The following is a 13,931-nucleotide window of genomic DNA, read 5'->3' on the forward strand; positions in this document are numbered from 1 at the left end:
AAATCGGATGGATCGGGTCGGCGTCGTGGAGTGAAGGGCGTCTACTCGTCCAGGAGCGAGACGGCCTCCGGGTCGATGCCGGGCGCGTGGTCGAGGGGAACCCCGAGGTTGGTCAGGAATCGCGCGAGCAGGCTCGAGGCGCGCGGTGCGGCGCAGTCGCCGGCATCGGGAAGGGACAGCGCGACGAGAGTGCCGGCGCCGACGCGGTACACCGCGATCCCCGGGGCGAAGAGCAGCGGCACGATGTACTGCCGCTCACCGGGAGCGCGCAGGCGGAATTCCACCTCACGGCCGCGCGCCAGCAACGGCAGGTCGTCGTGCGCAATCCCCTCGAAGAGCGCCGCGGCCGCGTCGGCCGGGGCGGTATCGTCACCCGGCGACTCGAAGCGGACCGGCACGCCGACGACGTCCCGCAGATACCCGAGCGCCAGCGGCTGCGGGTTGAGGAGCAGGATCGTCCCCCCCTCCCGCAGGTAGCGCGCGACATCGGCGAGCGCGGGAAGGCGCGAGGAGGCCGTCTGGCGCTGCGCGCGCCAGTCACCCGCCACCAGAAGGACGTCGACACCCGCGAAATCGGGCGGCACGCGGGTGACGGAGGGAGCCAGCCGCGCGAGACAGGCTGGAACGTCCTCGAGGGAATCGCCGTAGAGATAGGCCCTCTTGAGCCGGCGCCGTTCCCCCAGGAGGTAGGCCAGGGAGTTGGCCAGCACCAGGCGAGCCGAGGGCTTCGCGGCGAAATCGGCGCACAGCGGCGACTGCGCCGCCAGGACCGTGCCCGATCCGATCGGCAGCTCCAGCATCGTCACGCCCTCCTGCCACGCCGGCCCGGTGAGCGTGCGAACCTCGGAAATGATCCTGAAGTTGCCGCGCGTCGGCGGCAGGAGCGGGCGCGCCGACGTCCCGCCGGTCGAGGCGTACGCTCCGTCCGGCGCCGGCAGACCGCGCAGAACGGGATGCCGGAGCGAGAGCAGGGGTTCCGTCCCGCTCCTTCGGCTGAAGGACGGCCAGAGTCTCAGGTCCTCGCTGAGCGTGCCGGGGAGCGTGGGCTGCTCCAGGAGCAGGAGCCGCATTCCGGAGCGCGCCCGAGCGGCCAGGATCGGCCCGAGGGCCTCGCGCCCTCGGCTGAACCCGCCCGGGCCGATGACGATCAGGTCTCCTTTGAAGAGGGCCATTCCCTCGAAGTTTTCGAACTCCTCGGCACGAAGCCCCAGCGCGGCGAGAGGCGCCGCTGCGGCCCCCTCGGGGTCGTAGAGCGCGACGCGCGCGCGACCGAAGAGAGAGGCGAGCGTTTCTCCCGCCCCTCCGGGATAGACCAGAAACGGGAACGTCGCCGTCCCTTGGATGGCGCCCTCCTCGCTCACCTCCACCCTGAGATCGAGTCCGGCGGGGCGATCCAGGGCGGGCAGAGGGATCGACAGGGCCGCCCGCGCCGTCCCGCCGCGCGGCTGCAGGACCTCGCCGCCGCGCGCCGTGACTCCGCCCTCCACGAGCACTTCCCAGCCGAGCGTGACCGAGGAGGAGCCGCGCCGGATCCCCGCGAGGGCGACCGTGCGCTGCAGGCGCGAGCCGCCCGGCAGCAGGCCGCCCGGCTCTTCGAGCCGCAGCGACAGGGCCGCCGCGGGCGAGGAGGCGCGCCCGGACGCGCGGGCAGCGCGGGCGGGCACGGCCCCTTCGGCCGACGACGCGATGCGCGCCAGCACCACCACGGTCAGGATCACGAGAAAGATCAGGATGGCGTGGCGCACCGGGAACATGCCCGCCGGACGGAGCTGGGGCGCGGCGTCGGAGCGCGGACGCGCCCCGGGGTTACGATCCTGCAATTGGCCTGGACCGGTCACGGCCCACAATATAGGGAGCCGGCGTCACGGAGGCCAATGCCTCGAACGTCATGGACGGCGCGCCGTTCGAGGCGGCGGCTGAACGCAAAGGCGCCGGACCCGACTTTACAAAGCCGGGAACTTGTGTGATAACATCCGCCGCTGGTCTGCAGTCTCAATCAAAGAGGAGGCTTTCACCGTGTCCTACGTCATCACGGGCAAGTGTCTGGGCGAGCGCTACGCGACGTGCGTCGCCGTCTGTCCCGTTGACTGCATCCATCCCGGTGACTACCAGGGTCAGGAGTTCATGATCATCGATCCGGAGGAATGCATCGATTGCGGAGCCTGCCTGCCGGAATGCCCGATCGAGGCGATCGTCGAGACCGAAGAGGAGTCGCCCGAATGGGCCGTGATCAACAAGGATCTGACCCCTGCGTTCAAGGGCAAGCCTCAGCCCACGCCGAGACCGGCGAACGACCCTCCCCGGAAGCCGGAGAACAAACTGCGCGGCTAGGGATCGGTCCGGAGCGAGAACATGTGACGGGGGGCCCGGGCGGGCCCCCCTTTCCTTGTGCGCACGGTCACCTGTCGGGATCCGCCCGATGAGCCGCCACCGAGTTTCGCGCAAACACCGGTTCTCGCCGCGGTCGCGCCGAGGCACGGCCTGCGCGCTCGTCAGCGGCGGGCTTGATTCCGCCGTCATGCTGCGCGACCTGCTGCGCCGCGGTCTCTCCGTGCAGCCGCTCTACGTCCGCTCCGGGTTGCGCTGGGAGAAGGACGAGATCGCGATGCTCAGGAAGTTCCTGCGCGCCCTTCGGTCGAAGCGCCTCCGTTCCCTGGCCGTCATCGACGTCCCGATGGCCGATCTGTACGGGCGTCACTGGAGCACGGGCGGCCGGGGCACGCCGGGCTTCCGGGCAGGCGACGAGTCGGTGTACCTGCCGGGAAGGAACATCGCCCTCCTCTCGAAGGCCGCCACCTTCTGTGCGATGCGGGGCATACCGACCCTCGCGCTAGGCGTGCTCAACTTGAATCCTTTCCCCGACGGGACGCCGGAGTTCTTCCGCGTCCTCGGGAAAGCACTGGGCCTCGGTCTCGACGCATCCATCCGGATCGAGACTCCCTATCGCGCCCTGGCCAAGGACAAAGTGATCCTGCGGGGACGGGACCTGCCTCTCGACCTCACTCTGTCCTGCTCCCGGCCGGAAAACGGACGACACTGCGGCCTGTGCGCCAAGTGCGCCGAGAGACTGCACGCGTTCCTCCGGGCCGGGGTTCGTGACCGGACGCGCTATGCGGCGGGGCCCGGTGCCGTGGGGTCGGCCCCGGCCGCGACCTCGCGCGGATCGCCGGCGAAGCTGGCCAGGACGACACGCGTGGCGCCGAAGAAGGCGACCAGCGTCAGGTAGGCGCCCGCGAGCGAGACCAGTCCCTCCGCGTATCCGGGCGGCGCCTTCTCGCTGCCCGGTCCCAGGGCGAAGTGCAGCGTGCTCTCGATCGCCGTCACCGCCAGCGGGAGGAGCAGGAGCAGACCCGATTCGGACGGTCGGGCGCGGAACACCGCGAGACCCTGCCGGATCGCCGGCCGCCATGTGCGGCGCACGCGCGCCAGGATGCACACCGGCAGGCTGTAAAGGGCCAGGACCTGGGCCGTCAGGTCGAAGAACGGCAACCCCCAGTAGAGGATTCTCTGGAAGGACTCCGGCAGCGCGCCGCCGGTGAGAGCCTGGTGCACCGTCGACACCACGGCGATCAGCAGGGCCTGCAGGAGACCGATCTTGAACAGGAGCCAGAAGACCGGAAGGAACAGCCCGGCCATCCACTGCAGGAACGAGAGCGGTTCCTTCGGCCCCATCGCCGCCTGGAAGAGGACACCGAAGATCCCGCCGTCCGCGGCGACAGAGAGGAGCATGGCGCCGAGCATGAGGGGGAGACCGGACGGGTCGTCTCCGGTCCAGTGCCCGGCGAAGCGCACGAGCAGCGCCACCAGCGTGTAGATGCCGACCAGATGGAAGCGGGCGTTGACGGCGGAGAAACTCTCGCGCAGGAGGGTCACCGTGAGTGCCGGACCGCGCTCACCGTGCCGAGGAAGGGGTGTACGAGGCGACGGAGTCGGGGGTCTCCCAGAGACGCACCTGCGAGACTCTCAGCCCCTGCGACAGCGCATAGTCGCAGATCACCCGGGCGATCGCCTCCGCCGTCGGATCGCCGTCCATCAGGAAGAGCGGCTCGTCGTGTGTCCTGAGCACGGCCACCAGCGGGTCGTCCTTGTGCAGGAGCATCCTGTGATCGAGGTTCAGGTCGATCCAATCCTTGACGATCCGTCCGATGTCCGAGAAATCGGCGACCATCGACTGTGCGTCGAGCGAGGGGGCGGTCACCTCGATCTCGACACGGCCGTTGTGCCCGTGCAGGTGGGCGCACTTTCCCTTGTAGCGCAAGAGCCTGTGGCCGTAGCAGAAGTCGACGGTTTCGGTGGCCCTGTACATGAGAGACGTGACGCTAGCACAGACGCGCGGACCGGTCAAACCTGCGCGACGTGCCCGACGGGACGCGGGGGAGCGGGCCGCCTGGCCCGCTCCCCCGATCTGGAGGGGGACGCAAACCCGCGAGCGGTTCGCGGTATTCGTCCTTACTTCGGTGCTCTTCCAGAGCCGCGAGAACCTTTCTGACGATCGAAGACGTGGGCAGGAGGCTTAAATCGGCGGAACGGAGCCAGCGGTAGCGGCCGCGCGGCGGTTCGGACAGGAGGCGCGCCGGCCTGATGCTCAGCACGAGGCGCCGGTAGGTGATCGAGTGGCGGATGATGGCGACCGGCCTCTCGAGCTCGAGACTCAAGCCGTCGATGGCACCGCCCCGGGCCTGCGTCGGAAACTCCCATAACCCATGCATCAGATTTCGATCCGTGCGGCGGCGGAGAAGGAGCCGCCCGTCCCGTGAGACGACGGCCACATCGGCGCGGACCGTCACGGGAGACCGGGGCGGCGACTGGGGAAGGGGAACGCGGTCCTGCACCCCAGCCGCCCGCGCCAGGCAGCGCCGCCTCACGGGGCACGCCGGGCAGGACGGGCTCCGGGGCGTGCACAAGGTGGCCCCGAGCTCCATGAGCGCCTGGTTGAGATCGCCCGGAGAATCGGTGGCGTTCACGAGATCGTCCGCCCCGGCCCACAGCTCCCTCCCGCGGGCCGCCGTCCGGGGCCCGCGCAGGAGAAAGAGGCGGGACAGGACGCGGGCGACGTTGCCGTCGACGACCGGCAGGCGCTCGCCGTACGCGATGCTCAGGACCGCTCCCGCGGTGTAGCGCCCGACGCCGGGCAGCGCGAGCGCCTCCTCGAGGCGGCGCGGGAAGCGCCCGCCGTGTCGCCGGACGATCTGGCGCGCCGCCGCGTGCAGGTGACGGGCCCGCCGGTAGTAGCCGAGCCCGGACCAGGCGGCGAGAACGTCGGAGAGACGGGCCCCGGCCAGGGCGGCGAGGGTCGGGAACGCGCTCATGAACCGGGCATAGTAGGGAAGAACGGCCTGCACAGTCGTCTGCTGCAGCATGACCTCGGAGATCCAGACGCGGTAGGGTCCCGGTCGACGGCGCCACGGCAGATCGCGGCGATGCCGTCTGTACCAGGCGAGCAGCGCCGGGATCAGGTCGGGACGCGCGCTTCGTCGATCGGTCACGCCGCCGATTATAATGACGGAATGACGAACGAAGGGGAGGTCTCGGTCGCCCGCCATCCCAGGGCCTATCGCGAGAACCTCTATGTCTACCCGGTCCTGTCCCGCCGGGCCCGCGGCATTTCCATCGGCATCAACCTGAACCCCGACAAAGTCTGCAATTTCGACTGCATCTACTGCCAGGTGGATCGAACGACGCCGGCGGCCATCCGCCGGGTCGACGAAACCCGCCTCAAGGACGAGCTCCTCGCGATCCTCCAGGAGGCGAAAGAGGGAGCGCTGTACGAGCGGCCGGAGTTCAGGACCGTCCCCGAGGTGTTCCGTGTCGTGCGCGACATCACCTTCGCCGGCGACGGGGAGCCGCCGTCCTATGCCAATTTCAAGGGGGTGGTCGAGGACGTCCTGGCGATCAAGAAGGCGGCCGGGTTCCCCGGGCTCAAGGTCATCCTGCTGACCAACGCCACCCTCATCGACCGGGACAGGGTGAAGGAGGCCATGCGTCTTTTGGACGAGGACCACGGCGAGTTCTGGTTGAAGCTGGACGCCGGGACCGAGGAGTATTACCGGCTCGTCGATCGGACCTCGATCCCGTTCTCGAAGGTCATGGCGAACATCAGGGAGGCGGCCCGGCTGCGACCGATCGTCCTGCAGAGCCTGTTCATGAAGGTCAGGGGGGAAGGGCCGTCTCCCGCCGAGATCGCCGCATTCTGCGATCGCGTGCGCGAGATCCTGTCGGACGGCACAGTCTCGCTCATCCAGGTCTACACCGTGGCCCGCCGGCCCGCCGAGCCGTACGTCGCGCCGTTGCCGGACGTCGACCTCGACCTGATCGCGGCCGAGGTCCGAAGACGCGTTCCCTCGGTCCCGGTCGAGACCTTCTACAGCGACCGGATGAGCTGACGCGGCCCCGCCCCGGGGCCACGTCCTTCAGGGGCACTCCCTCCGATCGACGATCGGCTCGCCGCTCCTGTCCAGGACGGCCGCGTAGGCGGCGAAGCCTCGTCCCTTCCGGGTGTAACGCGCGTCCCGCACCACGACGACCCGGCCGCCGCCCGGATCCTCCTCGAGGGTGGCGAACGGAAAACGGAAGAACTCGCGGATGACCTCGCCGGCGCAGCTCGTCAGCAGGCGAGCGGCGGCGGGGTCGTCCAGGCCGCGGGGCAGGGTCGCCATCGTGGCGGTCCCGTCCACGAACGGCAGCGCGGCGACGGTCCCGTGGCGGAGAGTCGATGCGTCGGCGATGATCCCTTCCCAGCGGAAGGGATCGGCGGGGCGCGGCAGCGCCGCCACCGTCGGCGCACGCCCTCCTGCGCGTTCGGCGCCCCTCTGTCCGAGCCGCCCGAGCGCCGCGTGGTGCGAGACGGCGCACAGGGCGGCGTACAGCACGACCAGAACCAGTCCGGCGCGCGCCGCCCGCGATCCATCTCCGTGTCTTCCGGCGGCGCCGCGGCAGACGGCGAGGGCCGTCAGGAGAGCCGCGGCCCAGGCGATCCGGCAGGCCGCGGGGACGACCGGCGTGAAGAGAACCACGCAGGCCGCGACGGCGGCTCCCATGAGCCAGACCCTGTCCCGACGACGCCCGCCCGAGCCGGAGAGGTAGACCGCTCCGCCGAGGAACAGCCACAGCCACGGGTCGACGATGACCCAGAGGTCGCCATAGACCCAGCGGTCGCTCCAGGGAAGGAACGGACGGATGCCGTACGAATTCGCGGCGTCCATCAGAAGATGGCTTGCCACGCCGATCGCCGCCGCGATCAGGAGCGGGAGCGGCTTCGCCTTGTCCTCGAGCGGCCGGGCCGGGAGCCGGCGGTCGATGAGGAGGAGGATGATCCACCAGGAGAGCGCCAGGACGGCGAAACCGGCAATCGAGTGCGTGAAGCCCCGGTGCTCGTGGTAGTAGACCAGGACACTCCTGAAGCTGCTCCACGCCAGGTCCACGTCGGGCAGGTTGGCGCCGATCACGAGGGCCGTCGTGGCCAGGGGCGTGGTCTTCCCCAGACCCGCGCGAGCCAGCGCGAGACCCGTGAGCGTGTGGCAGACGTTTTCCATCGGGCCGGCGTGCTAAGATTTTTTTCGCATGAACAGGTTAAGCGTCCGATCCCCCCGCCGCGCTGGAGCGCGCCTCTGGAAGGCGCTCAACGTCCAGTTCGACGACTTCCGCGTATGGTACAAGATCACCTATCGGCGCGGGCGTATCCTGGCGACCGAAGGGGACGCCTGGCAGGGTCTGGACGCGCCTGCCCACTTCGAGAACCCCGCCCTGTTCTATCACGGCGACGGCACCGTCCCGCGCGTCGCGACGCACACGGTGGGGCGCATCCCCGGCGCCGACGTCCTCCGCTTCACCTTCCCTACGCTTCACCCCATGAAGTTCAAGGAGACCAACGTCGCCGTGGGGCGCTTCTACCGCAGCCGGCGGCCGCGCGCCCCGGTCGTGATCATCAGCCACGGCTGGGCGCACAAGACGCTGCGGACGGTCGAGCACCTGTACGTCCGGCCGTTCGTCCGGGCCGGGTTCTCGGTGGCGTTCGTCGCGCACCCGTTGCATTTCGAGCGGACCCCGCCCGGCACCTACAGCGGCGAGCTCGTGGTGTCGGCCGACGTGGTCCTGACGGTCGAGGCGTTCCGGCAGGGGGTGATCGACATGCTGGCGACCGCGAACTGGCTGCGGGCCGAGGGGCACGGCGCTGTCGGGGTGTTCGGGTACTCCCTGGGCGGCTACCTCGCGGGGATCATGACGGCGGTGCGGGACGACTGGGCGTTCGCGGTCCTCGGCGGCGCGGGCGACTCACCGGTCTCCCCGATCCTGGACACGCGTCTGGGGCGGAACATCCGGGAGGATCTCGCCGCCTGCGGCATGCTCGATCGCGCCAGGCTGCAGCGGGCCTGGAAGGTGATCTCTCCCGGGGCGTTCCGCCCTCGCCTGCCGAAGGAACGCATCCTGCTCATCGCGGGTCGCTACGACCGGATCATGCTCCCCGCCTCTGTCCGGCGCCTCTGGCGCGCCTGGGGCCGCCCGCGGATCCAGTGGATGAACCGCGGACACTACGCGCTCCTGGCGACCAACCGGGGGCTGATGTCGCACGCCATCCCGTTCATGAAGACGATGACCGACCCCGGCGCTCAGGCCGCGGCGTCGACCGCGGGACCGGCGGGTGCGGGTCGCGTGGTGAGCAGCTCGAACCATTTGTAGACGCAGTTCCCGATGGTCACGATGATGCAAGCCATCATGACGACCGTCAGCGTGGCGTTCAGGTAATTCTGGAAGCGCAGCGCGGCGGTGGCGGCGGCGCGCGCCGTCGGAAGGAAGATGTCGGTGATCGACAGCCAGCCGGCCGTGAGGGTCGTGGTCGCGACGAACGCCAGCGGGACGAGGGTCACCCAGGCGTAGCGCGCCTTGCCCGATCGGATGATCACCGTGGTGCCGATCGACAGCGCCATCGCCGCGAGCAGCTGATTGGCGATCCCGAACATCGGCCAGATGGTGCCGATGGTTCCGGTGTGGATGAAATAACCCCAGGCGCCGACGATGAGGAACGAGGAGAGGACGGCCCCCGGCAGCCAGTCGGTCCTCTCCATCGGGCGGTAGAACCTTCCGAGAAACTCCTGCAGCAGAAAGCGGGCGACACGCGTGCCCGCGTCGATCGTGGTCAGGATGAACAACGCCTCGAACATGATGGCGAAGTGGTACCAGTACGCCATCAGCCCGCGGAGCCCCGGGATATTGGCGAAGACGTGGGCCATCCCGACCGCCAGGGACACCGCGCCGCCCGTGCGGCCCGCGACCTCCTCGCCGACGGCGCGCGACAGGTCGGGCAGCTCGCTCACCTGCATCCCCAGGGCCGCGAAGCGTTCCGGAGGAACGTTGATGGCAAAGTAGTCGGCCGGGGCCAGCGACAGCACGGCGATGAAGGCCATGACACCCACGAACCCCTCGCAGAGCATCGCCCCGTAGGCGACCGGCCGGGCGTCCGTCTCCTTGTCCAGCATCTTCGGCGTGGTGCCGGAGCTCACCAGGGCATGGAACCCCGAGATGGCGCCGCAGGCGATGGTGATGAAGCAGAACGGGAAGACCTTGCCGGGAATGATCGGGCCGCCGCCGGCGACGAACTGAGTGAACGCAGGCATCTGGATGCGCGGAGCGACCAGGAAGACACCCAGGGCCAGGGCAGCGACGGTGCCGATCTTCATGTAGGACGACAGGTAATCGCGCGGGCAGAGGAGCATCCAGACAGGCAGGACCGACGCGACGAAACCGTAGGCCGCGAGGAGAAGAGTCAGCTGGCCGCGCGTGAACGTGAACCAGGGCGCGAGGAAGGAGCCCGGGATGAAGCGGCCGACGATGACCGCCAGGACGAGGCCGATGACCCCGATGATCGTCCCGCTCGTCTGCGCGCCGGGCTTCCAGCGGAACATGTAGAATCCCATGAACAGCGCCAGAGGGATCGTGACGGCGATGGTGAAGGTCCCCCAGGCCGAGCGCTCCAGGGCGTTGACCACCGCCAGACCCAGCCCGGCCAGGGCGATCACCACGATGAACAGGATCGCCAGCATGGCCGTGAAGCCGGCGAGGGAGTTCACCTCGGTCCGCGCGATTTCGGCGAGCGACTTGCCGTCCCGGCGCACCGAGGCGGTCAGGATCACGAAGTCGTGCACCGCCCCGCCGAGCACCACGCCGACGACCAGCCAGAGGAGGCCGGGGGCCCATCCGAACTGCGCCGCCAGAACCGGACCGATGAGCGGCCCCGCCCCGGCGATGGCGGCGAAGTGGTGGCCGAACAGGAGCCAGCGGTTCATCGGCTGGTAGTTCTGGCCGTCGTAGAGGCGGTGCGCGGGGGTCGTCCGCGCGTCGTCGAGGGCCAGGACTCTTGCCGCCACGAACGCGGAGTAGTAGCGGTAACCGATGACCATGCTGCAGATGGCGAAGATCAGGATCGGCAGGGCGTTCATCCGTCTCATGCTACCACGGACCCCCGCGTACCCTCGCGGCGGCGCGGCCTGCGCCCGCCGGGCACGGGTCCGCGTCGCTGCGCGACGCTCCCCTCGCCTCGCTCCGCCCGCCGCGCGAAGGCGCGCGCGGCGGGGCCCCGTCGCTCGGTCTCGCACGGCCCGGCGGGCGCAGGCCGCGCCGCCGCGAGGGTCGGACGGGTATAATGCCGTGCGATGGAACAGACACAAGTCACGACACCCGCGGTCACGTTCGAAAGATCACCCGCTTCCTACCGTCACTGGAAGCTGGAGATCCAGGGGGACGTCGCGCGGCTCGTTCTCGATGTGAAGGACAACGAGCCGCTCCGGCCGGGTTACGTCCTGAAGCTGAACTCTTACGACCTGGGCGTGGATATCGAGCTCGCCGATGCCGTGCAGCGGCTCCGGTTCGAGCACCCCGAGGTCCGGGCCGTGGCGATCGTGTCGGGAAAGGACCGGGTGTTTTCGGCGGGGGCGAACATCCACATGCTGGCGGCCTCGTCGCACGCCTTCAAGGTGAACTTCTGCAAGTTCACCAATGAAACGCGTCTCGCGATCGAAGAGGCCTGCGCCCGCTCGGGACAGGTGTACCTTGCCGCCTGCAGCGGCGTCACAGCCGGGGGCGGCTACGAGCTGGCGCTCGCCTGCGACGAGATCCTCCTGGTCGACGACGGCAACTCGGCCGTGAGCCTTCCCGAGGTGCCGCTGCTCGGCGTCCTGCCGGGCACGGGCGGTCTGACACGGCTGGTGGACAAGAGAAGGGTCCGCCGCGATCACGCCGACATATTCTGCACGACGGCGGAGGGGATCAAGGGGCAGCGCGCCGTCGACTGGCATCTGGTCGACGGCATCGCTCCGAAGAGCCGGTTCGAGGAGCTGGTGCAGGGGCGCCTGTCGCGTCTCGCGTCGGGCTCGCCGCGAAGGGACGGGCCCGGAGTCGCGCTGGCGCCGCTGGTCTGCCGGCCCGCGGCGGATGGGATCGCCTACACGCACCTGCAGGTCTCGATCGACCGGAAGGAACGCACGGCATCGTTCCGCCTGCGGGGGCCGGATGGGCCGCCCCCCGCCGACGCCGGGGAGCTCCGCCGGCAGGGGAGCGACGCCTGGATGCTGCGCCTGTTCCGCGAGCTGGACGACGCCGTCTGCAGGATGCGCTTCAACGAGGAAGAGATCGGACTGTGGCTGTTCTCGTCGGAAGGAGATGCGGACCGCGTGACGGCCCACGACACGACGCTGGCGCGCCTCGCCGGCTCGGACTGGTTCGCGCGCGAGATCCTCCTGCACGCGGGACGGACGCTGCGGCGTCTCGACGTGACCGCCCGGAGCCTGTTCGCGCTCGTCGAGCCGGGGTCCTGCTTCGTGGGGTCCGTCCTCGAGATTCTCCTGGCGTCCGACCGGTCCTATGCCCTCGACGACGCGACGAAACCTGTCACCCTCGGCCTGTCGCCGCTCAACTTCGGCGCGCTGCCGATGGGGCACGGCCCGACGCGGCTCGAGACGCGCCTGCCGCACCGAGCCGAGGCGCTGCGTCAGTTCCTGGACGCCACCGAGTCGGGCGCGCCCCCGCGGTTCGATGCGCGCGCCGCCGCCGAGACGGGGATCGTGACCGTCGCCGCCGACGACATCGACTATCCCGACGAGGTGCGCGTGGCGATCGAGGAGCGCACGTCGCTGTCCCCCGATGCCCTGACCGGGATGGAAGCGTCGCTGCGCTTCCCCGGCATGGAGGCGATGCCCACCAAGATCTTCGGCCGTCTCTCCGCCTGGCAGAACTGGATCTTCCAGCGACCGAACGCCACCGGCGATCACGGCGCCCTGAAGTGCTACGGGAAGCCTTCGCGCCCCGTCTTCGACTGGAGGAGGACGTAGCGTGCAGCTCCACGAGACGATCCCGAACAATGTCGATCTGGCGGACGACAAGAAGCTGCTGCGGGCGCTGGAGCACTGGCAGCCGTCGTTCCTCGAGTGGTGGAGACAGATGGGCCCCGAGAGCTTCCAGGCCGCCGACGTCTACCTCCGGACCGCCATCTCGGTCGACTCGGCCGGCTGGGCCAACTTCGACTTCGTCAGGATGCCGGAGTACCGCTGGGGGATCTTCCTGGCCGCGCCCGAGCCCGACAGAAGGATCGGTTTCGGGGATCTCATGGGGCAGCCGGTCTGGCAGGAGGTCCCCGGGGAGTATCGCAACCTGCTGCGCCGTCTGATCGTGACGCAGGGGGACACGGAGCCCGCCTCGGTCGAGCAGCAGCGCCGGCTGGGGGCGACCGCCCCGAGCCTGTACGACCTGCGCAACCTGTTCCAGGTGAACGTCGAGGAGGGGAGACACCTCTGGGCGATGGTGTACCTCCTGCACCGCTACTTCGGCCGCGACGGCCGGGAGGAGGCGGAGGCGCTCCTGGCGCGCCGCTCGGGCGATCCGGATCGTCCCCGCATCCTCGGCGCCTTCAACGCTCCGATCGACGACTGGCTCTCCTTCTACATGTTCACGATGTTCACCGACCGCGACGGGAAGTACCAGCTCCTGGCCCTGGCGGAGAGCGGTCTCGACCCCCTGGCCCGCACCACGCGCTTCATGCTGACCGAGGAAGCGCACCACATGTTCGTCGGCGAGACCGGCATCCGGCGGATCGTGCAGCGCTCGTGCGAGCTGACCAGGGCGGCCCGGGACGGCGACGCCCGCCGGGAGGGCGGGATCGACCTCCCGACGCTGCAGAAGTACATCAACTCCTGGTATTCCGTGTCGCTGGATCTGTTCGGCGGCGAGATCTCCTCGAACGCGGCGGAGTACTTCGCCTGCGGTCTCAAGGGTCGGGCCAACGAGAAGAAGCACGAAGACCACGTGGCGCTCGAAGGGACGTACCCCATGGCGGTCCCCGAGAACGGCCGCCTGCGGGACAACGACGTCCCGCTGCGCAACGCCATGAACGAGATCCTGCGCGACGCCTACATCGACGACAATCAGCGCGGCCTCGACATGTGGAACAAGACGATCGCCGAGCACGGCATCGACCTCAGGCTGGCGCTGCCGTCCCGCCGCTTCAACCGGCGCATCGGGATCTACGCCGATCTGTGCTTCTCGCCCGAGGGGGAGCCGGTCACGCGGCAGGAGTTCGAGCGCCGGCAGGACGACTGGCTCCCCTCCGAGGCGGACAGGACGTACGTGAAGAGCCTGATGCAGACGGTCCACGAGCCGGGCCGCATGGCCAACTGGATCGCCGCACCGACCAAGGGGATCGACGGCAAGCCGCTCACATTCGAGTACGTCCGGCTCGTCTGATTCGCGCAGGCGCACCCGCGCCCGTCTCTCCACCGTCCGCTCCCTCGATCACGGGATCGTGATCCCGTTCCCTGCCCGGTCGTAATCGTGGCGCGCATGCCGTCGTCGCCTTCGCGCCCACGTCCGTGGAACGGGTGAACGGCTCCCGCGCGAGACCTATATTCGGGTCGTCTCCCGCACCGCGTCCGGCGCGGGTCCGGGAG

The 13,931-nt window shown here is 69.6% G+C and carries 12 protein-coding genes; 6 read left to right on the plus strand and 6 right to left on the minus strand.

Annotated features, from left to right (window positions below):
- Positions 1–41: 41 nt before the first annotated feature.
- Complete coding sequence (locus VEW47_01580) at positions 42–1,838, minus strand: hypothetical protein (GenBank protein ID HYS03858.1); 1,797 nt, start codon at positions 1,836–1,838, stop codon at positions 42–44.
- A gap of 178 nt (positions 1,839–2,016) precedes the next feature.
- Here VEW47_01580 and VEW47_01585 point away from each other — a divergent pair, with 178 nt between their 5' ends.
- Both VEW47_01585 and VEW47_01590 read left to right on the plus strand, forming a co-directional pair.
- Positions 2,017–2,331 carry a ferredoxin family protein gene (locus VEW47_01585; GenBank protein ID HYS03859.1) on the plus strand — a complete coding sequence of 105 codons (315 nt, stop codon included), beginning with the start codon at positions 2,017–2,019 and terminating at the stop codon, positions 2,329–2,331.
- An 88-nt stretch (positions 2,332–2,419) separates the two neighbouring features.
- Positions 2,420–3,226, plus strand: a complete 807-nt coding sequence (locus VEW47_01590) for a 7-cyano-7-deazaguanine synthase (protein HYS03860.1) — start codon at positions 2,420–2,422, stop codon at positions 3,224–3,226.
- Here VEW47_01590 and VEW47_01595 read toward each other — a convergent pair.
- From VEW47_01595 to mutY, 3 genes are read right to left on the minus strand one after another with little or no spacing between them, the layout of a single operon-like run.
- Positions 3,109–3,873: a hypothetical protein gene (locus VEW47_01595; GenBank protein ID HYS03861.1), complete on the minus strand. Its 765-nt coding sequence runs from the start codon at positions 3,871–3,873 to the stop codon at positions 3,109–3,111. The two genes, VEW47_01590 and VEW47_01595, sit on opposite strands and share 118 nt — an antisense overlap.
- A gap of 19 nt (positions 3,874–3,892) precedes the next feature.
- Complete coding sequence (locus VEW47_01600; GenBank protein ID HYS03862.1) at positions 3,893–4,306, minus strand: 6-carboxytetrahydropterin synthase; 414 nt, start codon at positions 4,304–4,306, stop codon at positions 3,893–3,895.
- 13 nt (positions 4,307–4,319) lie between these two features.
- Complete coding sequence (gene mutY / locus VEW47_01605) at positions 4,320–5,486, minus strand: A/G-specific adenine glycosylase (protein ID HYS03863.1); 1,167 nt, start codon at positions 5,484–5,486, stop codon at positions 4,320–4,322.
- A 21-nt stretch (positions 5,487–5,507) separates the two neighbouring features.
- Between mutY and VEW47_01610 the strand changes: the two genes are divergently transcribed.
- Positions 5,508–6,383, plus strand: coding sequence for a radical SAM protein (locus tag VEW47_01610; protein HYS03864.1), 876 nt, complete (start codon positions 5,508–5,510; stop codon positions 6,381–6,383).
- A gap of 27 nt (positions 6,384–6,410) precedes the next feature.
- On the opposite strand, the gene VEW47_01615 is transcribed toward VEW47_01610, so the two are convergent.
- On the minus strand, positions 6,411–7,532 hold the full coding sequence (locus VEW47_01615; protein HYS03865.1) for a metal-dependent hydrolase: 1,122 nt from the start codon (positions 7,530–7,532) through the stop codon (positions 6,411–6,413).
- 28 nt (positions 7,533–7,560) lie between these two features.
- Between VEW47_01615 and VEW47_01620 the strand changes: the two genes are divergently transcribed.
- Positions 7,561–8,676, plus strand: a complete 1,116-nt coding sequence (locus VEW47_01620; GenBank protein ID HYS03866.1) for an alpha/beta hydrolase family protein — start codon at positions 7,561–7,563, stop codon at positions 8,674–8,676.
- Here the strand turns inward: VEW47_01620 and VEW47_01625 are convergent.
- Positions 8,607–10,442, minus strand: coding sequence for a carbon starvation protein A (locus tag VEW47_01625; protein HYS03867.1), 1,836 nt, complete (start codon positions 10,440–10,442; stop codon positions 8,607–8,609). The genes VEW47_01620 and VEW47_01625 overlap by 70 nt on opposite strands.
- 204 nt (positions 10,443–10,646) lie before the next feature.
- On the opposite strand from VEW47_01625, the gene boxC reads away from it, so the two are divergent.
- Complete coding sequence (gene boxC / locus VEW47_01630; protein ID HYS03868.1) at positions 10,647–12,320, plus strand: 2,3-epoxybenzoyl-CoA dihydrolase; 1,674 nt, start codon at positions 10,647–10,649, stop codon at positions 12,318–12,320.
- A gap of 1 nt (position 12,321) precedes the next feature.
- Positions 12,322–13,728: a benzoyl-CoA 2,3-epoxidase subunit BoxB gene (gene boxB, locus VEW47_01635; protein ID HYS03869.1), complete on the plus strand. Its 1,407-nt coding sequence runs from the start codon at positions 12,322–12,324 to the stop codon at positions 13,726–13,728.
- The last annotated feature ends 203 nt before the right edge of the window (positions 13,729–13,931 follow it).

It is taken from the genome of Candidatus Dormiibacterota bacterium, assembly GCA_035635555.1.
Classification (GTDB): Bacteria; Acidobacteriota; Polarisedimenticolia; order Gp22-AA2; family Gp22-AA2; genus Gp22-AA3.

Excerpts from the sequence above, each read along its gene's own strand:
- VEW47_01590 (HYS03860.1), top strand. The coding sequence starts at position 2,420 with ATGAGCCGCCACCGAGTTTCGCGCAAACACCGGTTCTCGCCGCGGTCG.
- VEW47_01600 (HYS03862.1), bottom strand. The coding sequence starts at position 4,306 with ATGTACAGGGCCACCGAAACCGTCGACTTCTGCTACGGCCACAGGCTC.
- VEW47_01610 (HYS03864.1), top strand. The coding sequence starts at position 5,508 with ATGACGAACGAAGGGGAGGTCTCGGTCGCCCGCCATCCCAGGGCCTAT.
- VEW47_01615 (HYS03865.1), bottom strand. The coding sequence starts at position 7,532 with ATGGAAAACGTCTGCCACACGCTCACGGGTCTCGCGCTGGCTCGCGCG.
- VEW47_01620 (HYS03866.1), top strand. The coding sequence starts at position 7,561 with ATGAACAGGTTAAGCGTCCGATCCCCCCGCCGCGCTGGAGCGCGCCTC.
- VEW47_01625 (HYS03867.1), bottom strand. The coding sequence starts at position 10,442 with ATGAGACGGATGAACGCCCTGCCGATCCTGATCTTCGCCATCTGCAGC.
- boxC (HYS03868.1), top strand. The coding sequence starts at position 10,647 with ATGGAACAGACACAAGTCACGACACCCGCGGTCACGTTCGAAAGATCA.